The following is a 23,320-nucleotide window of genomic DNA, read 5'->3' on the forward strand; positions in this document are numbered from 1 at the left end:
GCAAAGGCAATCGCGGTCAAGCCCGGCTCCAGGGTAGCCTCAAGCATCCGTGCATTGCTCGGCAGTGCCGAGACGTCCTCGACCAGGGTGACGCAATGGGGGTTGCCGACCCGCACGAACTGGCTGCACCGCCAGGCCTCGTTCAACCGCGCCAGAGGCGCGACATGGCTCAGTGGCCGGCCGTTCAACTCGGCCTCGCCGGTGCCGGAGGCGGCCACCGCCGCAGGGCCGAATTCCGGTCTGCCCAGCGCCAGCCAGAACCCCTGCCGGCCCTCGACCTGCGCCGGCTCAACCGCCGTCGCGACGGAAGACGTACCACCCGGCTGATCGTGATGGACCCGCAACAGGCTGCTGCCTTCGCCGGGTAGAAGCCCCTGCTCGCTCAAGGCCTGGGAAAAGATCGTCAGGCCGTTGCCACTGCGCTCGGCCAGGGTGCCGTCGGTATTGACGATCAGCAGGTCGAACGGCGCCGCGCACTGGAACGGCCCGACCAGCAGGCCGTCGGAACGATGGTGCTTGCCACCGCGCCCCGGCTCCTGCCCCGCCCAGCCGCACAACGCCTCCACCGCCGCAACGGACCAGTCGCGGCGCTGCAGCGCCGCCTGGGCGGCGTCCATCGGCACATCGAGCCCCAGGCCGCGCAACTCGTCAGGGCTCGTCACCGCATAGATGTTCCCGCGTGCATCATAAAACGTCGCCATGGTTGCGCTCCGGCAAAACCGCCACTCTAGGGCAAAACCCGTCCGCTGGCATTTTCCGATGCATTGGCTAGGCTGGCAGCTGTCGATGTCCCGCTGTCGTCGACGCGCGAAATCTTTCCCGGATCGCCAATGGAGACAGCATGAACGACAACGACCCCGTGACCGAGCTCTATCGCGAAGGCCGCAAGCAATTCATCGAACTGATACCCGACGGCGGTGCCCGCCTCGACGCGTTGTTCCATACCACGCCAGCGCTGGGCGAACTGGCGGTCGGCGTGGTCTACGGCCACCTGCACCGGCGCCCCGGCCTCGATCCCCGATTGCGCGAAGCCGCGACCTTCGCCGCCATCGTCGCCGCGGGCTTGGTCGGCCCGCCCCTGAGCGTCCACTTCAAGACCGGCCTGGCCTCGGGGCTGGCACCGGGCGAATACACCGAACTGCTGTTGCAGGCCTCGGCCTTCACCGGTTTTCCCCGGGCCGTGGCCAGCGCCGAGCGGCTCAACCAGTTGTTCGCCGAGGCGGGAATGACTTCGCCACCCGCCCCCGCGCCACGCGCCGTGGTGCTGGATTTCTGCGACGCGGTGCGGGACAACCGTGAGCACTTCCCGATCCCGCCAGCGGTGCGTGCGCTGTTGCGCCCACCCCATCACCTGCAGGCCACCGCCACGGCAGCGGACCAGGTGCTGGTGGCGAGTTATCAGAAAGGTCATCCGCTACCCAGGGGCCTGCTGCTGGTGCGCGTCGACGGCGCGCGGATCGCCGCCGTGACGCTGTTCGAGCCGACCTGAGGATCAGCGCACCAGGCAAGGCCGCTTGTTGTCGAACGACCAGCCCGGGATCAGGAACTGCATCGCCACGCTGTCGTCCCGGGCGCCGAGGCCCATGTTGCGGTAGCACTCGTGGGCGCGGGACACCGCGTCCATGTCCAGCTCGATGCCCAGGCCGGGCTTTTGCGGCACCTGGATGAACCCGTCGACGATCTGCAACGGCTCGCGGGTCAGGCCCTGGCCGTCCTGCCAGATCCAGTGGGTGTCGATGGCGGTGATCTCGCCCGGCGCCGCCGCGGCGACGTGGGTGAACATCGCCAGGGAGATGTCGAAGTGGTTGTTGGAATGCGAGCCCCAGGTCAGGCCCCACTCGTGACACATCTGCGCAACCCGTACCGAACCCTGCAGGGTCCAGAAATGCGGGTCGGCCAGCGGAATGTCGACGGCGTGCAACTGGATCGCATGGCCCATTTCCCGCCAGTCGGTGGCGATCATGTTGGTCGCCGTCGGCAGGCCCGTGGCCCGGCGGAACTCGGCCATGACCTCGCGCCCCGAATAACCGTTCTCCGCGCCGCAGGGATCCTCGGCATAGGCCAGCACCCGGTGCTTGTCGCGGCACAGGGCGATCGCCTCCTTGAGCGACCAGGCGCCATTCGGATCGAGGGTGATGCGCGCCTCGGGAAAGCGCTCGGCCAGGGCCGTCACCGCTTCCATCTCTTGCGCGCCGTCGAGCACGCCGCCCTTGAGCTTGAAGTCGTTGAAGCCATAGCGCGCCTGGGCCGCCTCGGCCAGGCGGACGATCGCCTCCGGGGTCAGCGCCTGCTCGTGACGCAGGCGGAACCAGGCATCCTCGGCCTCGGCTTCATTGCGATAGGCCAGGTGGGTGCGCTGGCGGTCGCCGATGTAGAACAGGTAGCCGAGCACCTTGACCGCGTCCCGCTGCTGGCCTTCGCCGAGCAGCGCCGCCACCGGCACGCCGAGGAATTGGCCGAGCAGATCGAGCAGCGCCGCCTCCAGCGCGGTGACCGCGTGGATGGTGATGCGCAGGTCGAAGGTCTGCAGCCCGCGGCCGCCGGCATCGCGTTCGGCGAAGGTCTGGCGGACCTGGTTGAGCAGCTTCTGGTAATTGCCGATGGACTGGCCGAGCAGCAATCCGCGGGCGTCCTCCAGGGTCGCGCGGATCCGCTCGCCGCCGGGCACCTCGCCGACGCCGGTACGGCCGCTGCTGTCGGTGATGATGACGATGTTACGGGTGAAGAACGGGCCGTGGGCGCCGCTCAGGTTCAGCAGCATGCTGTCGTGGCCGGCCACCGGGATGACCTGGAAGCCGCTGATGACCGGGGTCTGGCCGGCAGTGCCGAGCGTCTGTGCATTCATGATGGGTACCTGTCTGGCAAGGGAATGGGGTTCAGTGGGATTCGTTCAGGGCCGGACCGATGCTCCCCGGCACGCCATGGCCGGGCTTGGGCCGGGTGCGCGCGAAGAACACCAGGACCGCCGCGATGACCGAGGTCGCCGCCAGGCCGTAGAGCCCGCCCTGGATCGAACCGGTGTGCTGTTCCAGCAGGCCGAAGGTGGCCGGCGCGACGAAGCCGCCGAGGTTGCCGGTGGAGTTGATCAGGGCGATCACCGCCGCCGCGATCCGCGCATCCAGGTAGGCCTGGGGAATCGGCCAGAACAGCGACGAGGCGGACTTGAAGCCGATGGCGGCGAAACACACCGCGACGAAGGCGAACACCGGCCCGCCGGTGGTGGACATGAACATCCCCGCCGCCGCCACCAGCAGCGCCGTGGCAACCCAGGCCTGCTGGTGCTTCCATTTGCCGGAAGCCGCCGCGAAGGCATACATGGCGATGATCGAGATCAGCCACGGGATGGAGTTGAAGAAACCCACCTGCAGATCACTGAGCTGGCCCATTTTCTTGATGATGCTCGGCAGCCAGAAGGTCGCCGCGTAGATGGTCAGCTGAATGCAGAAGTACAGCACGCAGAACAGCAGGATCTGACGATCCTTGAGCAGGCTCCAGGTCGACGGCTTGACCGGCATCGAGGCCTCGCGGGCACGCTGCTCGGCATCGATCGCCCGCACCAGCACGTCCTGCTCGGCGCGGCTCAGCCATTGGGCATCGCGCGGCGTGGAGTCGAGCCAGAACCAGGTGAAGCCGCAGAGCACCACCGAGGCCAGCCCCTCGATGAGGAACATCCACTGCCAGCCGTGCCAACCCAGGCCCTCGATCTGCAACAGGGCGCCGGACAGCGGGCCGGAAATCAGCGAGGCCAGCGCCGAACCGCTGAGAAAGATCGCGATGGCCTTGCCCCGCTCCACCCCTGGCAGCCAGCGGGTGAAGTAGTAGATCACGCCGGGGAAGAAGCCGGCCTCGGCGATCCCGAGCAGGAAGCGCAGGATGTAGAAATGGGTTTCGTTCTGGACGAAGGCCATGGCCGTGGCGACCACGCCCCAGCTGAACATGATGCGGGTCAGCCAGAGCCGCGCGCCGACCTTCTGCAACAGGATGTTCGAAGGCACTTCGAACAGCGCATAGCCGATGAAGAACAGCCCGGCACCGAAGCCATAGGCGGCGGCACCGATGCCCAGGTCGTGCTCCAGGTGCGTGCGCACGAAGCCGATATTGACCCGGTCGATGTAGTTGACGATGAACATGATGACGAACAGCGGCAGAACATGGCGCTTGACCTTCGCCACGGCGACGGCCAGCAGTGAATCGTGTTCCGCTGACGCGGACGGATCGAGGGTGTGGTTCACGACGGTCTCCCACGGATTATTGTTGTGTGCGGGGTGCTGGCCAAATCCAGCCAGTCGACAGTCATCATACGAGCAGAAAAATCCTCTAACAAGCACCTCAACGCCAGGCCACGCCTGAAAAATCCAGACCAGAGAGTGAAATATCAAAGTAACCTATTGTTTTAAAAAGACTTAATTCATTAAAAAATAAATATTCCTCAAGAATTTTCTCCTAATCCATTCAGAAGCCGTCCCAACGGAAAAGATCAAGGCAGTCAAAAAATCCAACTCGTCATACATGTAGAACCCCCACTCCCACCACTCATCGTACGAGTGTTAAGCTCTCCCCTTACTTCCGCACGATACGACCATGAGCACTGACAGCGATCGCTCCACCTCACGCCGCAAGCGCACACCCAACCTGGCCACCGACCTGGTCAACCACCTGACCCAGCGGATTCGCCTGGGTGAACTGAAACCGGGCGAAAAGCTGCCTTCGGAAAGCGCCATCATTCGCGAGCACAAGGTCAGCCGAACGGTGGTGCGCGAGGCGATTTCCAAGCTGCAGGCCGCAGGCTGGGTCGAGACCCACCACGGCGTCGGCAGTTTCGTGCTGGAGCGCGAAGAGGGCCATGGCCTGCGCCTGAGCGCGGACACGGCGATGAGCGTGCGAGGCATTCTCGAGCTGCGCCTGGGCCTGGAAACCCAGGCCGTCGCCCTGGCCGCCCGCCGACGCACCGATGAACATCTGCGACAGATGCGCGCGGCACTGGACGAATACCGGAGCCTGCTGGCCAACAACGACAGTTGCGTGGCCGCCGACCAGCGCTTTCACCTGCTGATCGCCGAAGCCACCGGCAACCCGTATTTCGTCGAGATCCTGCTGCACCTGGGCAATTCGATGATCCCGCGGACCCGGGTGCATGCGACCGAACGCGGCGATGCCGATCTGGCAACGCTGGGCCAGTTGGCGAACCAGGAGCATGAGGCGATTCTCGCCGCGATTCGCCGCCAGGATGCCGACGCGGCCCGGGCCGCGATGTGGACGCATCTGAGCAACAGCCAGGAGCGCTTCGCCGGCGAGTGAAAGGTCAACCGGCCGGGATTCGCCGACAGTCGTCCGGCCCCAGCAGGCGCCCGTCCTCGGCGCGCAGTTCCAGCGGCCGCAGCGGCAACCCCTGCTCACGGTCGACCAGCACCGAGCGCGGCTCCTGCGGCCCATAGCAATGCGCCTCGCCCCACTGGCGCAGGCCGATGATCAGGTTGAACAAGCCCCGGCCCTTTTCCGTCAGCATGTATTCCTGGTAGGCACTGCCATCCGACGCCGGCACGGTGGTCAACACCCCGTGCTCCACCAGGCTCTTCAAGCGGGTGGCGAGGATGTTCCTGGCCAGCCCCAGGTTGCGCTGAAACTCGCCGAAGCGGCGAATGCCGTCGAACGCATCGCGAATGATCAGCAACGACCAGCCATCGCCGATGGCGCCCACCGAGCGCGCCACCGGGCATTCGGCGGCTTCCAGGCTGGCACGTTTGACCATGGCGCGGCACTCCGACAGGAAAATGTGGTTGCAATATAAAACCGGCCCCTCTAGGGTACAAGTGGTTTCAAATTAAAACCAGAACTTCAAGGAGCGCTTCCATGGCACTTCAAGCCCCGGCCAGCACCGCCATCCCGGACACCGGCGGCCGGTTTTCCCGGGCGACGGCGCTACTGTTCGCCATCGCCTGCGGCCTGTCGGTGGGCAACGTTTACTACGCCCAACCGCTACTGGATGCCATCGCCGAGTCCTTCGCGATGGACCACGCCACCGTGGGCATCGTGGTCAGCCTGAGCCAGGTCGGCTACGGCCTGGGCTTGCTGTTGCTGGTGCCGTTGGGCGACCTGCTCAACCGGCGGCGGCTGATCGTCGGCCAGATGTTGCTGTCGGTCGTGGCCCTGCTGCTCGCCGCCCTGGCCCCCGGCAGTGCCTGGCTGTTGCTGGGCATGGGCCTGATCGGCCTGCTGGCGGTGGTGACCCAGACCCTGGTGGCCTATGCGGCACAACTGGCGGCGCCAGGCGAACGCGGCCAGGTCGTCGGCCACGTCACCAGCGGCATCGTCGTCGGCCTGCTGCTGGCCCGCAGCGTTGCCGGGGGCATGGCCGACCTGGCCGGCTGGCGTTCGGTCTACCTGCTGTCGGCGCTGCTGACCCTGCTGATGGCCGTGGCACTCTGGCAGGTCCTGCCCCGGCATGAGCCGCGCAAGCCACGCCAGGGTTATGGCGCCCTGATCGCCTCGCTGTTCGGGCTGTTTCGCGAGGAGAAGGTACTGCGCGATCGGGCGGTACTGGCGATGCTGATCTTTGCCGCCGGCACCGTGCTGTGGACTCCGCTGGTGCTGCCCCTGAGCGCTCCGCCGCTGTCGTTGTCGCATACCGAAATCGGCCTGTTCGGCCTGGCGGGGGCAGCCAGTGCGTTGGGTGCGGCGCGCGCCGGACACTGGGCGGACCGTGGCCGGGCGCAGTGGGTGAGCGGCCTGGCGCTGGCGATGATGCTGCTGTCCTGGCTGCCCATCGCTTTTACCCAATGGTCGCTCTGGGCCCTGCTGCTCGGGGTGATCGTCCTCGACCTGGGCCTGCAGGCGGTGCATGTGACCAGCCAGGCGCTGATCTACAGCGTCCGGCCCCAGGCGCAGAGCCGATTGGCGGCGGGCTACATGCTGTTCTATTCGGCGGGAAGTGCCAGTGGTGCCGTGGGGGCCACGGCGATGTACGCCTGGGGCGGATGGACCGGGGTCTGCCTGCTGGGGGCCGCGATCAGTGCCACGGCCCTGGTGTATTGGGGGTGGTCCGTGAGGGGGTGAACTCAGCCCTTGCCCCGCAGCATGCTCTGCAGCACTCCATCCCGACGAATCCAGCCGTGGAACAGCGCCGCCGCCAGGTGCATCAGCACCGTGAGGAACAGCAGGTAGGCCAGGTAGCCATGGGCCTTGCGCAAGAAGGCGAAGGTCGCGGCATCGGCCGACAGCAGTGCCGGCAGGCGGATCGAGCTGCCGAGCATCACCGGATCACCGGCCGCGGAGATCATCGCCCAGCCCAGCAGCGGCAGCACCAGCATCAGCGCATACAGCAATACATGGGAGGACTTCGCCGCCAGCACCTGCCAGGCGGGCAGATCCGCCGGCAACGCCGGCTGCCGCGTGCCGAAGCGCACCGCAAGCCGCACCACCGCCAACACCAGGATCGCGATCCCCAGCGGCTTGTGCAGGTGGATCAGCCACTCGTGCCGTGCCGACACCGAGGCCACCATCCCGGCACCGATGAACAGCATCGCCAGGATCATCAGCGCCATCAGCCAGTGCAGCAGGCGCGCCAGGGGAACGAAATGCTTCAACGGGGCACTCATGGGCGGGACTCCTGTTTGGCGTGACTGGCCGGCAACTGGCCAACCTCACTGGTACGGCGCAGGTAGGAACTGGAATAGGCCGCCGAACGCGCCGCCAGCAACGGGTCGGCCGAGGCCTCGATGCCGCTGGGCAGGACCAGCGGGTCATAGTTGATGTCACGGCAATCGCCGCTGTCCTGGGGCTGCGTGCTCTCCAGTACCAGGGTGCCGGCGTTGAGCACCTTGTGCTCGCCCGTCCAGATCCTGCTCGCGTCGTCGATCGGATCGCCGGGGTTGGCCAGGGTGATGCGCAACTGCCATTTCAGCGGACCGGCCGCCAGGCGCTGCACCAGGTCCTTTTCCAGATAGTCGGCACCGGCCGGCGCCACCGCCCCGGGAGCGTCCTGGCTCAACGGCACATAGCCCCAACGGACCGCCTGGCGCTGACCCGCGGCATTGACCAGGTAAAAGGCATTCAGTGCGTTGTAGCTCTCGGTGGCGTAGCTGGCCGAGGGCTTGGCGGTCTTGATCCACTGCAGGAACTGGGCGGTTTCCGGATGCGCGGCGAAGAAGGCCGCCATGGCCGCCGGGTTCGGCTTGCCGGTCGCCGGATCCGGGGCGGAAGCCTTGAGCTGTTCGTAGAAGGCTTGCGGGGTACTCACCGGGAACACCGGCATGCTGTTCATCCCGGTCCGCCATTGCTGGCCGTTGGCGAGGATGAAGCGCAGCCCCAGGCTGCGGATCGGCACGCTGCTGTCCGGCGCATAGGGATTGCCGCCCGGCAAGGCAAACCGCCCTTCCACCGGTACGCTGCCTTCGGCGAAGACCTTGGCGGTCGAATACGGACGGGCCTCATCGCTGCTTTCGAAGTAGCCGGCGACACAGACGCCCTTGGCATGGTTGCGGCGCAGCCCCGGGTAATGGCCGCTATTGCTTTCCAGCTTGTCGACGATACGCGCGGGCGTCAGGCGTTGCGGATCGAGCCGGCCACCGACATAGCCGAAGGCGCCGGCCAGTACCGCGACGACCACGGCGATGGCGGACAGACGCAGAACCTTGCTCGTACCGCTCAATGGCGGCGGGGTGTGATCTACCATGAAAAACTCCAGGGCCCTGGGCGGCCACACGGTTGGGGAGCGAGTGGGACGCGGGCCGTCATGGGTTATTCCCGGGCGTCGATATTTTTTTTCGATGATTATTTTTTCGTTGCGTGGAATAACCTTCAGCCATGGACGTCTTCCCGCACCCAGCGTAGTGACTGACCAGAACCCTGCAGGTTTTCATGAACGATCTCGACGAACAGTTACGTGAACTCATCCCCCGCATGCGGCGCTTCGCCGTGTCGCTGACCCGTAACGAGAGCAGCGCCGACGATCTGGTCCAGGCCAGCCTGGAGCGGGCACTGTCCAGCTGGAGCAGGAAGCGCCCGGACGGCGACCTGCGCGCCTGGCTGTTCTCGATCCTCTACCGGCAGTTCCTCGATGCCCATCGCCGCCAGCGTCGTTATGCGCGGATGCTGGAGTTCTTCACCGGGCGTGACGACAGCGAGCCTTCGGTGGAACGCACGGTGGTGGCACAATCGACCCTGGCCTCCTTCGAACGCCTGTCGGTGGAGCAACGTGCACTGCTGCTCTGGGTCTCGGTGGAGGGCTTGAGCTACAAGGAAGTCGCCGAGATCCTCGACGTGCCCATCGGCACCGTGATGTCGCGTCTGTCCCGCGCCCGCCAGGCCCTGCGCCAACTCAGCGACGGCGAAATCACCAGCCCTTCCCTGCGGATACTGAAATGATCACCCTGCCTCCCAGCGAACGCGACCTGCACGCCTATGTCGACCATCAGCTCAGCGATGCCGACCGGCAAATGATCGACAGCTACCTCGCCAGCCACCCGGAAGTGGCGCGTCAGGTCCGCGACTGGCAACGCGATGCCCAGCACCTGCGGGCGGCCCTCGGGGCGACCCTGCAACTGCCCACCAACCCCGGACTGGACCCGGTCGCCATCCGCCAGCGCCTGCGCGCCCGCTCCCGGCGCCACCTGGCCAGCGCGGCGGTGCTGCTGATCGCGGTGAGTGTCGGCGGCCTGGGCGGCTGGCAGGCCCGCCAAATGACCCTGCCGACGCCACTGCCGATGGCCGACGCGGTGCAGGCCTACCGCCTGTTCGCCACCCGGGACATCCTGCCGGCGGACTTCAAGGTCGAGGGCAACGGCGACCTGCAGGGCTGGCTCGACCGCTACTTCAGCCGGGCCAATCGCCTGCCCAACCTGGACAACGCCGGCTTCAGGCCGGTCAGCGCGCGCCTGCTGAGCACCGAACAGGGCGCGGCGGCGATGGTCCTCTACGAAGACCCGCAAGGCCGGCGGATCACCTACTACATGCGCCCGCCAGGGCCGCAGAACCATCTGCTGGAGCGTGGCCACCGCCGGGACGGCGAATTGCAGGCCGAGTACTGGTCCAGCCCCGGCTACAACTACGCGATGGTGGCGCCGGCCGATACGCCGGTGGCGCAGGTGCTGCGCCAGACCAGCCGGTTCTAGTCGCGGACGCTACTCCGGCGCACCGAAGATCTGCGAAGGGCGTCGTAGCAGCGGATCGAACGGGTTGATTCGCGGGCCGATCGCCGCCGCCTCGCGCTTGAGCAGTTCCACCACCGTCGGCAGACGGTCCGGCCCGAGACGATCGCTGATGGTCGCCACGCTCAACGCCGCCACCGCCCGCCCATCGCGATCGAGGATCGGTACCGCCACCCCGGCCATGCCCTGCAGCGCCCCGGTATTGCGCCCGGCATAACCGAGCTGGCGCACGTTCTCGACTTCCGAACGCAGGAACACTTCGTCGTACAGGTGAAAGTCCCGCAACCGCGGCAGGTTGTAGCGGATCACCGTTTCCCGCTCGTCTTCCGGCAGGAACGCCAGGATCGCCAGGCTGCCCTGCCCCACGCCCAGAGCCACGCGACCGCCGATATCGCCGGTGAAGGTGCGGATCGGGAACGGTCCCTCGCTGCGATCCAGGCAGATCGCATCGAAGCCGCTGCGCGCCAGCAGGAACAGCGAGTCGCCAAGCGAAGCCGACAGCCGCAGCAACGCCGGGCGCACCAGTTCGCGCAGGTTGCCGCTGCGCCCGGCACGGGCCGCCAGGGCAAAGAACTCCAGACTCAGGCGATAGCGCTTGCTGCGCCCATCCTGCTCGACCATGCCCTCATCCATCAGGCTGCGCAACAGCCGGTGGGTGGTCGGCTGGGACAGGCCGACGCGTTCGGCCAGTTGCGTGACCCGCTCGCCCTCCTCCGGCGAATCACCCAGGCTGCGCAACACTGCAAACAGTCGGGAGACCGCACCAACACCGACCTCATTCGATTTTTCATTCCGCTCAGTGAAATTCATATCGGTATTTCTCGCCTGGAAATCTGCTGAATGAATGAAACTGAAAATAGTCATTCTTTCAGTGAAATTCACTCTTTCGCACATCCTAGGCTTCGTCCTACTCTGCGTCCACAAGGGGCGATTCGAACAACACCGGTAGCCGACCGCCGTCGAGCACCACGCACCCACGCAACGCCCCTTCGTCTCTGCCCATGACAAGAAACGTGCGCCTCGCCGTGCACCACAACCCAAGGTGGAACGCAGTTATGGCCTTTCTACGACTTGAAGGCGTGTGCAAGCGCTATGGCACCCTCGAAGCGGTGGTCGCCACCAACCTGGCGGTGGACAAGGGCGAGTTCGTCTCGCTGCTCGGCCCCTCCGGTTGTGGCAAGACCACGACCCTGCAGATGGTCGCCGGTTTCGTCGAGGTCAGCGCCGGGCGGATCCTGCTCGACGACCGCGACATCACCCACGCCAAACCCAGCAGCCGCGGCCTGGGCGTGGTGTTCCAGAGCTACGCGCTGTTTCCCCACATGACCGTCCAGGACAACGTCGCCTTCGGCCTGCGCATGCGCAAGGTAGCGCCCGCCGAGGTGCAGCGACGGGTGGCGACGGTGCTGCAACTGGTGCGCCTGGAGCGGCATGCCGAGCGCTACCCCCGCGAACTGTCCGGCGGCCAGCGCCAGCGCGTCGCCCTGGCCCGCGCACTGGTGATCGAACCGCCAGTGCTGTTGCTCGATGAGCCGCTGTCGAACCTCGACGCCAACCTGCGCGAGGAAATGCAGTTCGAGATTCGCCGGATCCAGCGCGAGGTCGGCATCACCACCCTGATGGTCACCCACGACCAGGCCGAGGCGCTGTCCATCAGCGACCGGGTGGTGGTGATGGAGGCCGGACGCATCACCCAGGTCGACGAGCCGTACCGTCTCTACGAGCATCCGCGCACCCGCTTCATCTCCGGGTTCGTCGGCAAGGCCAATCTGTTGCCGGGCGATCGTGACGCCAGCGGCTGCCCGCAGGTCCGCCAGATACCGGGCGAAGGGACGCTGACCCTGAGCCTGCGTCCGGAAAAGATCGACCTGCTGGCGGCCGGCACCGGACGCCTGGCCGGGCGCATCAGCACGCGGTTTTTTCTCGGCAGCCAATGGCTGTACCGGGTCGATACCGCCCTCGGCGAGCTCAGCGTGGTCCGCCGCAACGACGGCTCGCCACCGCTGGAGGAAGGCAGCCCGGTCGGCCTGGACTGGCCCGGCGAACTGCTGCGGGTGCTGGAAACCGGCGAGGTGTCGGCATGAGCCTGCTGGCGCGGATGCGACAGGGCCGACATGGCTACCTGCTGTCGGCCCCGGCACTGGCCCTGTATATCGGCCTGCTGGTACTGCCGCTGGGCCTGACCGCCGTGCTGTCGGTCAACGTCTTCGACTACCAGAGCGGCGTGCGCGGCGACGCCTACACCCTGGAGCACTACGGCGCACTGCTGAGCGACCCGTACTTCTACGAGATCTTCCTGCGAACCTTCTGGATCAGCGGCCTGACCACCCTGCTCTGCGTGCTGATCGGCGTGCCCGAGGCCTACATCCTCAGCCGCATGGGCCGTCCGTGGCGCTCGATCTTCCTGATCCTGATCCTCATCCCGCTGCTGATCTCGGTGGTGGTGCGGGCCTTCGGCTGGAGCCTGCTGCTGGGCGCCGACGGCCTGGTCAACCACAGCCTGCAGGCCATCGGCCTGGCGCCGATGAAGCTGCTCTACACACCCTTCGCGGTGGTGATCGCCCTGGTCCACGTGATGCTGCCATTCATGATCATCCCGGTCTGGACTTCGCTGCAGAAGCTCGACCCGGCCGCCGAACAGGCCGCGCTATCCCTCGGGGCCAGCCACATCACAGTGATGCGCCAAGTGGTGCTGCCACAGGTCATGCCCGGGGTTCTGTCCGGCACGCTGATCGTGTTCGGCCTGTCCGCCAGCTCCTTCGCGATTCCCGGCCTGCTCGGCGGACGTCGGCTGAAGATGGTCGCGACACTGGTCTACGACCAGTACCTGTCGGAGCTCAACTGGCCGATGGGCGCGGCGATCGCGGTGACGCTGCTGCTGCTCAACCTGCTCATCATGCTGTCGTGGAACCGCATGATCGAACGTCGCTACAAAAAATCCCTGGGGGCCGCGTAAATGTCCAGAAACGGCCCGTTGGCCCTGCTGTTCCATGGCCTGATCGTGGTGTTCATGCTCGCTCCACTGGTGGTGGTGTGCCTGGTGGCGTTCACCCCGGAAAACACCCTGAGCCTGCCGACCACGGATTTTTCCCTGCGCTGGTTCCGCGCCGTGTTCGAACGGGCCGACTTCGTCCAGGCGTTCTACAACAGCCTGTTGCTGGCCTTCAGCGCCGCCAGCCTGGCGACCCTGATCGCCGTACCGGCGGCCCTGGCGATGACCCGCCATCAATTCCCCGGGCGGGACTTTCTCAATGGCCTGTTTCTCTCGCCGATCATCATTCCGCACCTGGTGCTCGGCGTGGCGCTGCTGCGGCTGTTCGCCCTGATGGGGGTCAATGGCAGCTTCGGCTGGCTGATCCTGGCCCATGTGCTGGTGATCACCCCCTATGTGCTGCGCCTGGTGCTGGCCGCCGCCATCGGCCTGGACCGCAGCGCCGAACAGGCGGCCGAATCCCTCGGGGCCGGACGCTTGACGCTGTTTCGCCAGATCACCCTGCCGATGATTCTCCCCGGTGTCGCCGGCGGCTGGCTGCTGGCGTTCATCAACAGCTTCGACGAGGTGACCCTGTCGATCTTCGTCACCTCCCCCGCGACCCAGACCCTGCCGGTGCGCATGTACGTGTACGCCACCGAATCCATCGATCCGATGATGGCGGCGGTGTCGGCACTGGTGATCGCGCTCACGGCATTGACGATGATTCTGCTCGACCGGGTCTACGGCCTCGATCGGGTCCTGGTAGGCAAACAATGAGGTCGCCATGGCGCTGCTCAAACGATTGGTCGAGGCACAGCGCCCGGCCCTGGAATTCACCCTCGACGGCCAGCCGGCCCGCGGCCTGCAGGGCGATACCCTGCTGACCGCGCTGCTCACCGTCGGCGAGCACCTGCGCCACAGCGACTTCGGCGGCGAGCCCCGCGCGGGCTTCTGCCTGATGGGCGCCTGCCAGGACTGCTGGGTCCGCCTGGCTGACGGGCGCCGGGTACGCGCCTGCTCGACGATGCTCGAGGCCGGGCAACAGGTGAGTCGCGAAGGGAGGTCGAACGCATGAAGCCCGTGCTGATCGTCGGTGCCGGCCCGGCCGGGATTCGCGCCGCCCAGGCCCTGGTCGAACATGGCCTGCGGCCGATCCTGCTGGATGAAGCGCCACGAGGCGGCGGGCAGATCTATCGGCGCCAGCCGGAGAATTTCCGCCGTGCCCCCGCCCAGTTGTACGGCTTCGAGTCCGACAAGGCCGAAGCCATCCACCAGGCCCTCGATGAGCTGCGCGAACAGCTCGACTATCGCCCTGAAACCCTGGTGTGGAACGCCGAGCACGGCGCCGTCGATACGCTGCGCCAAGGCCGCGCCGAACACCTCGAATACGCGGCGGTGATCGTCGCCACCGGCGCCACCGACCGCGTGCTGCCGGTACCCGGCTGGACCTTGCCGGGCGTCTACAGCCTCGGGGCGGCGCAGATCGCCCTGAAATTCCAGGGCTGTGCCATCGGCGAGCGGGTGGTCTTCGCCGGCAGCGGCCCCCTGCTCTACCTGGTGGCGTATCAATACGCCAAGGCTGGCGCGAAGGTGGTCGCGCTGCTCGACAGCTCGCCCTTCAGCGCGCAATGCAAGGCCCTGCCGGGGCTGCTCAGGCAACCGCTGACCCTTGCCAAGGGCCTGTACTATCGGGCCTGGCTGAGCGCCCATGGCGTGACCGTGCACCAGGCCGCGCAACTGGAACGCATCGAAGGTGAACAGCGGGTGCAGGCGCTGCACTGGCACCAGGCCGGCCAATCCCAGGCTCTGGAATGCGACGCCGTGGCCTTCGCCCATGGCCTGCGCAGCGAAACCCAACTGGCCGACCTGCTGGGTTGCCGGTTCAGTTGGAACTCCTTGAACCGCAGTTGGTTACCGGAGCGCGATCGCGCCGGACGCAGCAGCGTGGCGGGGATCTACCTGGCTGGCGACGGTGCCGGCATCCAGGGGGCCGACGCCGCGGAAATCGCCGGTGAACGCGCCGCCCTGGCATTGCTGGAAGACCTGGGCTACAGCGTCGACCACAACCGTACCGCCGACCTGGAAAACCGCCTGGAACGCATCGGCCAGTTCCGCACGGGCCTGGAGAACGCCTTCCCCTTTCCCGGACACTGGGCCCGCCAGGCGCCGGACGAACTGATGCTCTGCCGCTGCGAGGAAGTACGGGTCGGCGAGGTGCGCACGGTGGTTCGCGAGGGGCACTGGGAGATCAACCGGGTCAAGGCCCACTGCCGGGTCGGCATGGGCCGCTGCCAGGGCCGCCTCTGCGGTGCGGCGGCGGCGGAGATCATTGCCTGTGAAAGCGGCCGGTCGCTGGAGGCCATCGGCCGCCTGCGTGCCCAGGCGCCGATCAAGCCGCTGCCGTTCGGCGTGGAGGTGACGCCGTGATCGAAGTCGAGGTGGCCATCCTGGGCGCTGGCATCGTCGGTTCCTCGGCGGCGCTGGCGCTGAGCCGCCAGGGTCGCAGTGTGGCACTGCTGGAACGGGACTTCTGCGGCAGCCATTCCAGCGGCGTGAACTATGGCGGGGTGCGGCGCCAGGGCCGGCCGTTGTCGCAACTGCCACTGTCCCGGCGCGCCCATGAAATCTGGAGCCGGTTACCCGAACTGATCGGCATAGACGGCGAATACCGGCGCTGCGGACATCTCAAGCTCGCCCGCAGCCCTGCCGACCTGGCCGCCCTGCAGGCCTATGCCGACAGCAGCCAGGGTTTCGGGCTGGAACTGCAGATACTCGATCGCACACAGTTGCATCGGCGTTTTCCCTGGGTCGGGCAGATCGCCGAGGGCGCCTCGTTCTGCCCCGACGACGGTCACGCCAACCCGCGTCTGGTGAGCCCGGCCTTTGCCCGGGCGGCCCGCCAGCAGGGTGCGCGGGTGCTGGAGCAGAGCGAGGTCAGTCGGGTCGAGCACGACGGCCGGCGCTTCATCCTGCACACCTGCCATGGCCAGGAAATCCGCTCCAGCTGGCTACTCAACTGCGCCGGTGCCTGGGCCGGCAGCCTCGCCGCGCAGTTTGGCGAAGCGGTGCCGATTCACTCCGGCCACCCGGCCATGCTGGTGACCGAACCCTTGCCCCTGGTGATGGATGCCAGCACCGGTGTCGAAGGTGGTGGCATCTACGCCCGCCAGGTCACGCGGGGCAACTGCGTATTGGGCGGCGGCCAGGGTTTCGCTCTCGACGGCGCCCGCGCCCGACCCGGACAGCGCGCCGTGCTGGAGATTCTCCGCCAGGCCGTCGAGCTCTACCCGTTTCTCGAAGGCGCCCAGGCCATTCGTACCTGGAGCGGCACCGAAGGCTACCTGCCCGATCGCCAGCCGGTGATCGGACCGAGTTCGACCCAACCCGGCCTGTTGCACGCCTTCGGTTTTGCCGGGGCGGGTTTCCAGATCGGCCCGGCGGTGGGCGAAGTACTCGCCGAACTGGTCTGCCAGGGCCAGTCGTCGACGCCGATCGAGGCTTTTTCCATCCAACGTTTCCAAGCCACTCCCGCTGCCTGAGCGGGCCGTCAGAACCCAGAGGAAGATCGCGCCATGAACCATGCCCCACGCAATGCCCTGATCGGTTTGTCCTGCCTGCCGCTCGCCGCCCTGCTCCTGGCCTCGCCGGCCCGGGCCGAGCCGACGCTGTACCTGGGCATGAACGGCGGGACCATGGAAAGGCTGTATGCCGACAAGGTGCTGCCGCCCTTCGAAAAGACCAACAACGTCAAGGTGGTGATCGTCCCCGGCACCTCCGCCGACATTCTCGCCAAGGTCCAGGCGAGCAAGGACAACCCGCAACTGCACGTGATCTTTCTCGATGACGGGATCATGTACCGGGCGATCTCCATGGGCCTGTGCAGCAAGCTGCGGGACAACCCGACCCTGGCGCAGATTCCGGCCAAGGGCCGGATCAAGGACGAAGCGGTGGCGGTCAGCCTGGGGGTGACGGGACTGGCCTACAACACCCGGCTGTTCAAGGAAAAGGGCTGGGCCGCGCCGACTTCGTGGATGGACATGGCGGACAGCAAGTACAAGGACAAGCTGGTGTTCCAGTCGATGTCCTCCTCGACGTTCGGCCTGCACGGTTTCCTGATGTTCAACCGGCTCCAGGGCGGCAACGAGACCAATGTCGACCCGGGTTTCAAGGCCTGGCCAACCAGCGTGGGCCGCAACGTGCTGGAATACATCCCCAGCTCGGCCAAGCTGTCGGAGATGGTGCAGACCGACGAAGCGGCGCTGTTCCCGCTGACGCCAACGCAGGTCACCGCGCTCAAGCTCAAGGGTATTCCGGTGGAGTACGCGCAACCCAAGGAGGGCGCGGTGGTGCTGAACGTCGCCGAGTGTGCGATTGCCAACAATAACCAGCCGGAGCTGGCACAGAAGCTCGCCGAGTTCCTGCTGAGCCCCGAGGCCCAGGCGGCGGCGCTGGAGGACGGCGACCAGATCCCGTCCAACCCCAACACACCGACCACCGAGCGCACCCGTGGCCAGGTCGAGGCGATGAAGCAATACCTGGAAACCGCCGTGGCGATCGACTGGGACCAGGTCAATCTGCTGCGTCCGCAGTGGAACGCCCGCTGGAACCGCAGCATCGAACGCTAGAATCGTCGAGGCCCGCCGACGCTGACCCGGCAGCCATTCCCTTTAGAGATTGCTGGCCGCCCCATTCTCTATTGGTAGAATCGCGGCAGTCCCTGGCAACATGACGCTGCACCACCCCAGGTGCAGCATCGCCCGGCAGACCGCTACCGCGACGTTCGGAATGTTCACGCAAGGGGATTATCTCCATTGGCCGCCACACCTCCTCACCGCCCAGGCAACAAGTCCCGTTGGCCGGCACTGCGCCGCCTGTTTGGCAAAACGGCGCCGGCCAAGCTGGGCGCGGCCGAGCCGCACCACGATGTCCATGACTACTTCCGGCGCAAGGCCAGCCACCAGGGCTATACCCTGAGCCACAGCCAGCAGCGGGTCATCGAACGTATGGCGCAACAGGCCACGACGCTGTTGCAGGGCCCGCCCGTGCAACAGCGCAGCCTGTATCTGCACGGTGCCGTGGGCCGGGGCAAGAGTTGGCTGCTGGACGGTTTTTTCCAGGCGGCACCGATTGCCGAGAAACAGCGGTTGCACTTTCATGATTTCTTCGCCCGCCTGCACCGGGGCATGTTCAGTCATCGTGACAGCCCGGATGCGCTGAGCGCCGCCCTGGATGAACTGCTCGTCGACTGTCGGCTGCTGTGCTTCGACGAGTTCCATGTCCATGACATCGGCGACGCCATGCTGATCACTCGGCTGTTCAAGGCGCTGTTCCAACGCCAGGTGCTGCTGGTGTTGACCTCCAACTACCCCCCCGAGGGGCTGCTGCCCAACCCGCTCTACCATGCGCGATTCAAACCGGTGATCGACCTGATCAATGCGCGGATGGAAGTCATGGAGGTCGCGGGCCCCCATGACTACCGCAGCCTCGTCCCCAGTCATGCGCAACAGCGGTTCACCCAAGGGCAGTACATCTGGCCGGGCAGCACCAGGCAGCGCCAGGCCCTGGGACTACCGGAGCGAGGTGCTCCGGCCAGCCCGCTGACCGTCGGCGCACGGCAACTCAAGGTGCGGCAGAACCAGGACCGCTGCGTGCGCTTCGAATTCGCCGACCTGTGCGAAGAACCCACCGCGGTGATGGACTACCTGGAACTGTGCCGCCGTTTCGATACCTGGATCATCGACGAACTCCCCCCCCTGGAGGATTGCCCGATTGCCACCCAGCAGCGCTTCATCAACCTGATCGACGTGCTCTACGACCAGGACAAGCGCCTGCGACTGATCGGCGAGCGCCCCCTTCGCGACAGTCTCGGCGGCAATGCCGTCGACCTGGCGCGCACCCGTAGCCGGCTGGGGCAACTGATGGAAGTCGGCCCCTGAGCGCGACAACGAGCAAGCTGGCGCCCGGGCGGCTATGATGGCGGCCTTTTTCGATGATCGTGACCCGTACGGAACGCCCGCTCATGCATACCCTTGAACAACTGCGCGCCGGCCAACTGGCCGGTATCAAGCGACTCGATCTGTCCTGCGGGCTGACCGAGTTTCCCCGGGAGATCTTCCAGTTGGCCGACTCCCTGGAAATTCTCAACCTGAGCGGCAACCGCCTGAGTACGCTGCCGGACGACCTGCACCGCCTGCCGCACCTGCGCATCCTGTTCTGTTCCGACAACCTGTTCACCGAACTGCCCGGTTGCCTGGGTCGATGCGCCAAACTGAGCATGGTCGCGTTCAAGGCCAACCGGATCGAACAGGTTCCGGCGGCGGCATTGCCACCGCTGCTGCGCTGGCTGATCCTGACCGACAACCGCATCACCGAACTGCCCGAAGAGCTGGGCCGCCGCCCCCTGTTGCAGAAGCTCATGCTCGCCGGCAACCGTCTGCGCCAACTGCCGGCGACCCTGGCCGACTGCCACAACCTGGAGCTGATCCGCATCGCCGCCAACCGGCTGGACGAGTTGCCGCAGTGGCTGCTGACCCTGCCGAGCCTGGCCTGGATCGCCTATGCCGGCAATCCGCGCCTCGATCACACCGGCGAGGTGCTGGCCGGTGATACCACGCCGAATATCGACTGGGCGCAATTGCAGCTCGAACAACGGCTGGGCGAAGGCGCCTCCGGGGTGATCAGCCAGGCCCTGTGGAACCGTCCTTCGGCAGCGGCCAAGACCGTGGCGGTCAAGCTGTACAAGGGCAGCATGACCAGCGATGGCTCGCCGCTGAACGAAATGAACGCCTGCATCGCGGCGGGCCTGCACCCGAACCTGATCCGGGTCGAAGGCCGCATCGTCGGCCATCCCGATGAGCAGGCCGGGCTGGTGATGGAACTGATCGATCCACGGTTCGCCAACCTCGCCGCCCTGCCCAGCCTCGATTCGTGCAGCCGCGATGTGTATCGCGACGAGACCCGCTTCAGCCCGACGCAGGCCCTGCGCATGGCGCGCGGTGTTGCTTCGGTGGGTGCACACCTGCATCGCCTGGGGCTGTGCCATGGCGACCTGTATGGGCACAACATTCTCTACAACGCCGAAGGTGACTGCCTGTTGGGCGATTTTGGCGCGGCGTCGTTCCACTCGCCGACGGACAGCCAGGAAACCCGTGCGTTGCAGCGGATCGAGGTGCGGGCGTTCGGAATTCTGTTGGGGGAGTTGCTGGAGCGGGTCGACGGGGAGTTCGAGTCGGGCATGCGGGAGTCATTGCAAGACTTGCAGACTCGCTGCATTCAGCCTGAAGTGCTGGCGCGGCCGGGGTTCGAGGAGATTTGCGCGCTGCTTTGAGTCATGCGGGGCGCTGTTCGCGGCGGTCCGACGCATCGGTGAATCCTGCCACCAGGCGGACTGCCCCCAGACTTGTGGCAATCCTTGCGGAAGCAGGATTCATTCGCGAACAGACGCGCTGAAGGTCTGGATCAGCCGGCCAGGCCGACGAACATGTCCTGCACATCGTCATGGTTGTCCAGGCCTTCGAGGAAGGCTTCGACTTCAGCCATCTGCTCGTCGCTCAGGCCGCTGACCGGGTTCTTCGGCTGGTAGCCCAGCTTCGCCGACAGCACGGTGAAGCCCTGCTCCGGCAAGGCCTTCTGCACCGCGTCGAGGTCGGTGGTCTCGGTGATGAACAGGGTCGCGCCCTCTTCACCCGGCTCGAAATCCTGGGCACCGGCTTCGATCGCCGCCACTTCCGGATCGGCATCCGGGCTGTCCGGCGACGCTTCGATCAGGCCCACATGGTTGAAGTCCCAGGACACCGAGCCGGAAGCGCCCAACTGGCCCTTGCGGAACGCCACGCGGATTTCCGCCACGGTGCGGTTGACGTTGTCGGTGACGCATTCGACGATCAGCGGCACCTGGTGCGGAGCAAATCCTTCATAGGTCACACGGTGGTACTGCACGGTTTCGCCCAATTGGCCGGAACCTTTCTTGATCGCGCGCTCCAGGGTGTCGCGAGGCATCGAGGCCTTCTTCGCCTGCTCGACCACCAGGCGCAGGTGCGCGTTGGTGGCGATGTCCGCGCCATTGCGCGCGGCGATGGTGATTTCCTTGACCAGCTTGCCGAACAGCTTGCCCTTGGCGTTGGCTGCCGCCTCTTTGTGTTTAACCTTCCACTGTGCGCCCATTACTCACTCTCTCGATCAGTGGCGTCGTGACATTTATTGGCCGACGCTTTGCGCGCAGTTTATACGGCAAAAAGTCACGGATCGACCAAAACCTGACAATCGCTACGACTCTGCGCAGATCATCGTAGGCAATTTCCCAAAAGCTGTTTTGCTGTGTCCAGATATCTCCGGCATTTCGTACCCTCTGCCACAACGTCCCCGACAAAAAGAGATGAAATGGCTCAGGACAAGGCACGACAGTTCTCACTGGCAATCGCTTCCCTTGCCGCCCCCCTGCAGGTGATTCGCTTCAGTGGACATGAAGCCCTGAACCAGCCCTATCGCTTCGACATCGAGCTGCTGGGCGATGACCCGGAACTGGACCTGCAGGCCCTGCTGCATCAACCGGCGTTCCTCGGTTTCGGCCAGCCGGGGGCCGGGGTCCACGGGCTGATCCATGAAATCGGCTGCGGCTACCTCAGCGCCAACCGCTGCCACTACCAGGTAGTGCTGGGACCACGCCTGACGCTGCTGGAAAATCGTGCCGGGCATCGGGTGTTCTACGGCCTGGGTGTTCCCGAAATCCTCGCGCGGCTGCTCGCCAGCCATGGCCTGGAGCCCGTCGACTATCGCCTCGAACTCGACCAGGGCACCTACCCGCCCCGCCCGTATTGCCAGCAGCATGAGCAGGACGATCTGCAGTGGCTGAACCGGCTGTGCGAGGAAGAAGGGATCCACTATCACTTCGAGCACAGCGCCGGGCAGCATGTCGTGGTCTTCGCCGAAGACCCCCAGGCCTTCCCCGAACGGCCGGGCCTGCTGCGCTACGGCGAAACGCCACTCAACGGACAGCCGACCCTCCATCGGTTGCATGAGCGGTACACACTGCCTCGTCCGTTCGACAGCCGCCGAACACCCGGCACCGGCTGCCCGCCCTGGCCTTCCCCGGCCTGTCATGTACCCGCGCAAACCGATGGGGCCGCCAACCAGGCCGGACCCTACGGCTTGCACGCGACGCCCGACGACCCATGGCAGCGCCACGAACGGCAATGCAGTCGCCGCGCCCTGGAACGCCTGCGCTGCGACAACCGGCTGATCCAGGGCAGCAGCGACCTAGGCGAGCTGCACAGCGCCGATGTGCGCCAACTGGGCAGCCATCCCCGCCAGGCGTTCAACGACCAGTGGCTGATCACCGAAGTCCGGCACTGGGGCGAGCAACGCGTCGACGGTGAACGGCCGGACGCGTTGTCCCAGGCCCTGGCACACCCGGCAGACCTGGAGAACCAGGGCTATCGCAACCACTTCAAGGCGATTCCCTGGGCCACCCCCTTCCGCCCGGCCCTTCGCCAGCCCCGCCTGCAACCACCGGGCTACCAGTTGGGAACCGTCCTCGGCCCACCGGGACAGTCGGCCTGGCCGGATGCCCAGGGGCGGCTGCATGTCCAGTTGCAGGATGCCCTGCACGCGCCGGACGCCCCTCCCGGCTGCTGGATCCCTCTCGGGGTCGCCGAAGGCAGGGCTCCGGCGGTAGGCAGCCAGGTGCTGATCGAATGTGTCGACCACGATCCCGGACAGTTGGTGATCTGCGGTTTCCTGAGCGATCGGCAGACGAAACGCCACGGGCCGCCCGAATCGCGAGAACCGGAAGAAACGCCCGGGGAAATCCATCTCTACGAACAGCCACGGCAACCCGGGCGCTGCCTGGGCAACAGCGTCTGGTACATCGTGCGGATGCCGCGGCCCGGACTCGGGGAACTGGCACGCCTGAATCGCGAAGACATCCTGCTCGAAGGTCACAGCAATGCCCAGGGCATGGCCATACTGAGCCCCTGCCAGCGACATCGGCTGGCACTGGAGCTCGCCGACACGCCGGAACAACTTTGGCTGCTCTATCCCGGCCAGTGCCTGGCCGTGCACGAATACCTGCGCCAACACTGGAGCCCCGGCCAGCGCCGGGCGTTTCTCCAGGCGAGTCTGAAGAGTCTCTCCGACAGTTGTGCCATGGAGCTGAACAGCGTCCATGAATGGCTGATCAGCCCCCTGGAACCGGAATGAAGCG

At 66.1% G+C, this 23,320-nt stretch carries 23 protein-coding genes; 15 read left to right on the forward strand and 8 right to left on the reverse strand.

All coding sequences use genetic code 11. The features are described from left to right. A partial coding sequence (locus K675_RS0127095) for a hypothetical protein (RefSeq protein ID WP_017906600.1) occupies positions 1-701 on the reverse strand: 701 nt, incomplete at its 3' end. Between the two features lie 140 nt (positions 702-841). Between K675_RS0127095 and K675_RS0127100 the strand changes: the two genes are divergently transcribed. Then, on the forward strand, positions 842-1,489 hold the full coding sequence (locus K675_RS0127100) for a carboxymuconolactone decarboxylase family protein (RefSeq protein WP_017906601.1): 648 nt from the start codon (positions 842-844) through the stop codon (positions 1,487-1,489). Between the two features lie 3 nt (positions 1,490-1,492). Here K675_RS0127100 and gudD read toward each other — a convergent pair whose 3' ends face one another. Both gudD and K675_RS0127110 read right to left on the reverse strand, forming a co-directional pair. Further along, positions 1,493-2,845 (reverse strand): glucarate dehydratase, encoded by a 1,353-nt coding sequence (gudD, locus tag K675_RS0127105; RefSeq protein ID WP_017906602.1) that lies wholly within the window; start codon positions 2,843-2,845, stop codon positions 1,493-1,495. A 31-nt stretch (positions 2,846-2,876) separates the two neighbouring features. Further along, positions 2,877-4,232, reverse strand: coding sequence for an MFS transporter (locus tag K675_RS0127110; RefSeq protein WP_017906603.1), 1,356 nt, complete (start codon positions 4,230-4,232; stop codon positions 2,877-2,879). A 349-nt stretch (positions 4,233-4,581) separates the two neighbouring features. Here K675_RS0127110 and K675_RS0127115 point away from each other — a divergent pair, with 349 nt between their 5' ends. Then, a complete protein-coding gene (locus K675_RS0127115) occupies positions 4,582-5,298 on the forward strand; it encodes a FadR/GntR family transcriptional regulator (RefSeq protein ID WP_017906604.1) in 717 nt (238 codons plus the stop codon). Positions 5,299-5,302: 4 nt separating this feature from the next. Here K675_RS0127115 and K675_RS0127120 read toward each other — a convergent pair whose 3' ends face one another. Beyond that, positions 5,303-5,749, reverse strand: a complete 447-nt coding sequence (locus K675_RS0127120) for a winged helix-turn-helix transcriptional regulator (protein ID WP_017906605.1) — start codon at positions 5,747-5,749, stop codon at positions 5,303-5,305. Positions 5,750-5,850: 101 nt separating this feature from the next. On the opposite strand from K675_RS0127120, the gene K675_RS0127125 reads away from it, so the two are divergent. Beyond that, a complete protein-coding gene (locus tag K675_RS0127125; RefSeq protein WP_017906606.1) occupies positions 5,851-7,053 on the forward strand; it encodes an MFS transporter in 1,203 nt (400 codons plus the stop codon). A 2-nt stretch (positions 7,054-7,055) separates the two neighbouring features. Here the strand turns inward: K675_RS0127125 and K675_RS0127130 are convergent, their stop codons facing one another. Both K675_RS0127130 and K675_RS0127135 read right to left on the reverse strand, forming a co-directional pair. Continuing rightward, complete coding sequence (locus K675_RS0127130) at positions 7,056-7,595, reverse strand: cytochrome b (protein ID WP_017906607.1); 540 nt, start codon at positions 7,593-7,595, stop codon at positions 7,056-7,058. Next, complete coding sequence (locus tag K675_RS0127135; protein ID WP_017906608.1) at positions 7,592-8,671, reverse strand: catalase family peroxidase; 1,080 nt, start codon at positions 8,669-8,671, stop codon at positions 7,592-7,594. Before K675_RS0127135 ends, K675_RS0127130 begins: the two co-directional genes overlap by 4 nt. Positions 8,672-8,856: 185 nt before the next feature. On the opposite strand from K675_RS0127135, the gene K675_RS0127140 reads away from it, so the two are divergent. Both K675_RS0127140 and K675_RS0127145 read left to right on the forward strand, forming a co-directional pair. Beyond that, positions 8,857-9,363 (forward strand): RNA polymerase sigma factor, encoded by a 507-nt coding sequence (locus K675_RS0127140; RefSeq protein WP_017906609.1) that lies wholly within the window; start codon positions 8,857-8,859, stop codon positions 9,361-9,363. Then, a complete protein-coding gene (locus K675_RS0127145; RefSeq protein ID WP_017906610.1) occupies positions 9,360-10,109 on the forward strand; it encodes an anti-sigma factor family protein in 750 nt (249 codons plus the stop codon). The genes K675_RS0127140 and K675_RS0127145 overlap by 4 nt, the downstream gene beginning before the upstream one ends. Before the next feature lie 9 nt (positions 10,110-10,118). Here the strand turns inward: K675_RS0127145 and K675_RS0127150 are convergent, their stop codons facing one another. Continuing rightward, positions 10,119-10,955, reverse strand: coding sequence for an IclR family transcriptional regulator (locus K675_RS0127150; protein ID WP_017906611.1), 837 nt, complete (start codon positions 10,953-10,955; stop codon positions 10,119-10,121). A 245-nt stretch (positions 10,956-11,200) separates the two neighbouring features. On the opposite strand from K675_RS0127150, the gene K675_RS0127155 reads away from it, so the two are divergent. From K675_RS0127155 to K675_RS0127195, 9 genes are all read left to right on the forward strand, one after another. Then, the gene (locus tag K675_RS0127155) at positions 11,201-12,229 is read left to right on the forward strand and encodes an ABC transporter ATP-binding protein (protein WP_017906612.1); all 1,029 of its coding nucleotides are present in this window, start codon (positions 11,201-11,203) and stop codon (positions 12,227-12,229) included. After that, positions 12,226-13,101: an ABC transporter permease gene (locus K675_RS0127160; protein WP_017906613.1), complete on the forward strand. Its 876-nt coding sequence runs from the start codon at positions 12,226-12,228 to the stop codon at positions 13,099-13,101. The genes K675_RS0127155 and K675_RS0127160 overlap by 4 nt, the downstream gene beginning before the upstream one ends. Then, positions 13,102-13,896: an ABC transporter permease gene (locus tag K675_RS0127165; RefSeq protein ID WP_020481084.1), complete on the forward strand. Its 795-nt coding sequence runs from the start codon at positions 13,102-13,104 to the stop codon at positions 13,894-13,896. A gap of 7 nt (positions 13,897-13,903) precedes the next feature. Continuing rightward, positions 13,904-14,194: a (2Fe-2S)-binding protein gene (locus K675_RS0127170; protein WP_017906615.1), complete on the forward strand. Its 291-nt coding sequence runs from the start codon at positions 13,904-13,906 to the stop codon at positions 14,192-14,194. Beyond that, on the forward strand, positions 14,191-15,546 hold the full coding sequence (locus K675_RS0127175; protein WP_017906616.1) for an FAD-dependent oxidoreductase: 1,356 nt from the start codon (positions 14,191-14,193) through the stop codon (positions 15,544-15,546). Before K675_RS0127170 ends, K675_RS0127175 begins: the two co-directional genes overlap by 4 nt. Next, on the forward strand, positions 15,543-16,658 hold the full coding sequence (locus K675_RS0127180; protein ID WP_017906617.1) for an NAD(P)/FAD-dependent oxidoreductase: 1,116 nt from the start codon (positions 15,543-15,545) through the stop codon (positions 16,656-16,658). The genes K675_RS0127175 and K675_RS0127180 overlap by 4 nt, the downstream gene beginning before the upstream one ends. 33 nt (positions 16,659-16,691) lie before the next feature. Next, positions 16,692-17,744, forward strand: a complete 1,053-nt coding sequence (locus K675_RS0127185) for an ABC transporter substrate-binding protein (protein ID WP_017906618.1) — start codon at positions 16,692-16,694, stop codon at positions 17,742-17,744. 186 nt (positions 17,745-17,930) lie between these two features. After that, entirely contained in the window at positions 17,931-19,055 is a 1,125-nt protein-coding gene (gene zapE / locus K675_RS0127190; RefSeq protein WP_017906619.1) for a cell division protein ZapE, read from the forward strand. An 83-nt stretch (positions 19,056-19,138) separates the two neighbouring features. Further along, positions 19,139-20,446 carry a leucine-rich repeat-containing protein kinase family protein gene (locus tag K675_RS0127195; RefSeq protein ID WP_026145570.1) on the forward strand — a complete coding sequence of 436 codons (1,308 nt, stop codon included), beginning with the start codon at positions 19,139-19,141 and terminating at the stop codon, positions 20,444-20,446. A gap of 131 nt (positions 20,447-20,577) precedes the next feature. Here the strand turns inward: K675_RS0127195 and K675_RS0127200 are convergent, their stop codons facing one another. Then, positions 20,578-21,282: a YebC/PmpR family DNA-binding transcriptional regulator gene (locus tag K675_RS0127200; protein WP_017906621.1), complete on the reverse strand. Its 705-nt coding sequence runs from the start codon at positions 21,280-21,282 to the stop codon at positions 20,578-20,580. A gap of 216 nt (positions 21,283-21,498) precedes the next feature. Here K675_RS0127200 and K675_RS0127205 point away from each other — a divergent pair, with 216 nt between their 5' ends. Continuing rightward, on the forward strand, positions 21,499-23,316 hold the full coding sequence (locus K675_RS0127205; RefSeq protein WP_017906622.1) for a type VI secretion system Vgr family protein: 1,818 nt from the start codon (positions 21,499-21,501) through the stop codon (positions 23,314-23,316). Positions 23,317-23,320: the final 4 nt, after the last annotated feature.

The organism is Pseudomonas fuscovaginae SE-1 (assembly GCF_000364705.1).
Classification (GTDB): Bacteria; Pseudomonadota; Gammaproteobacteria; order Pseudomonadales; family Pseudomonadaceae; genus Aquipseudomonas; species Aquipseudomonas fuscovaginae_A.

What these genes read in the sequence shown, in the direction of transcription:
- K675_RS0127170 (WP_017906615.1), top strand. Translation starts at nt 13,904, where the DNA reads ATGGCGCTGCTCAAACGATTGGTCGAGGCACAGCGCCCGGCCCTGGAA.
- gudD (WP_017906602.1), bottom strand. Translation starts at nt 2,845, where the DNA reads ATGAATGCACAGACGCTCGGCACTGCCGGCCAGACCCCGGTCATCAGC.
- K675_RS0127120 (WP_017906605.1), bottom strand. Translation starts at nt 5,749, where the DNA reads ATGGTCAAACGTGCCAGCCTGGAAGCCGCCGAATGCCCGGTGGCGCGC.
- K675_RS0127155 (WP_017906612.1), top strand. Translation starts at nt 11,201, where the DNA reads ATGGCCTTTCTACGACTTGAAGGCGTGTGCAAGCGCTATGGCACCCTC.
- K675_RS0127140 (WP_017906609.1), top strand. Translation starts at nt 8,857, where the DNA reads ATGAACGATCTCGACGAACAGTTACGTGAACTCATCCCCCGCATGCGG.
- K675_RS0127200 (WP_017906621.1), bottom strand. Translation starts at nt 21,282, where the DNA reads ATGGGCGCACAGTGGAAGGTTAAACACAAAGAGGCGGCAGCCAACGCC.
- K675_RS0127150 (WP_017906611.1), bottom strand. Translation starts at nt 10,955, where the DNA reads ATGAATTTCACTGAGCGGAATGAAAAATCGAATGAGGTCGGTGTTGGT.
- K675_RS0127115 (WP_017906604.1), top strand. Translation starts at nt 4,582, where the DNA reads ATGAGCACTGACAGCGATCGCTCCACCTCACGCCGCAAGCGCACACCC.
- K675_RS0127205 (WP_017906622.1), top strand. Translation starts at nt 21,499, where the DNA reads ATGGCTCAGGACAAGGCACGACAGTTCTCACTGGCAATCGCTTCCCTT.
- K675_RS0127175 (WP_017906616.1), top strand. Translation starts at nt 14,191, where the DNA reads ATGAAGCCCGTGCTGATCGTCGGTGCCGGCCCGGCCGGGATTCGCGCC.
- K675_RS0127185 (WP_017906618.1), top strand. Translation starts at nt 16,692, where the DNA reads ATGAACCATGCCCCACGCAATGCCCTGATCGGTTTGTCCTGCCTGCCG.
- K675_RS0127100 (WP_017906601.1), top strand. Translation starts at nt 842, where the DNA reads ATGAACGACAACGACCCCGTGACCGAGCTCTATCGCGAAGGCCGCAAG.
- K675_RS0127160 (WP_017906613.1), top strand. Translation starts at nt 12,226, where the DNA reads ATGAGCCTGCTGGCGCGGATGCGACAGGGCCGACATGGCTACCTGCTG.
- K675_RS0127195 (WP_026145570.1), top strand. Translation starts at nt 19,139, where the DNA reads ATGCATACCCTTGAACAACTGCGCGCCGGCCAACTGGCCGGTATCAAG.
- K675_RS0127145 (WP_017906610.1), top strand. Translation starts at nt 9,360, where the DNA reads ATGATCACCCTGCCTCCCAGCGAACGCGACCTGCACGCCTATGTCGAC.
- K675_RS0127125 (WP_017906606.1), top strand. Translation starts at nt 5,851, where the DNA reads ATGGCACTTCAAGCCCCGGCCAGCACCGCCATCCCGGACACCGGCGGC.
- K675_RS0127130 (WP_017906607.1), bottom strand. Translation starts at nt 7,595, where the DNA reads ATGAGTGCCCCGTTGAAGCATTTCGTTCCCCTGGCGCGCCTGCTGCAC.
- K675_RS0127165 (WP_020481084.1), top strand. Translation starts at nt 13,102, where the DNA reads ATGTCCAGAAACGGCCCGTTGGCCCTGCTGTTCCATGGCCTGATCGTG.
- K675_RS0127135 (WP_017906608.1), bottom strand. Translation starts at nt 8,671, where the DNA reads ATGGTAGATCACACCCCGCCGCCATTGAGCGGTACGAGCAAGGTTCTG.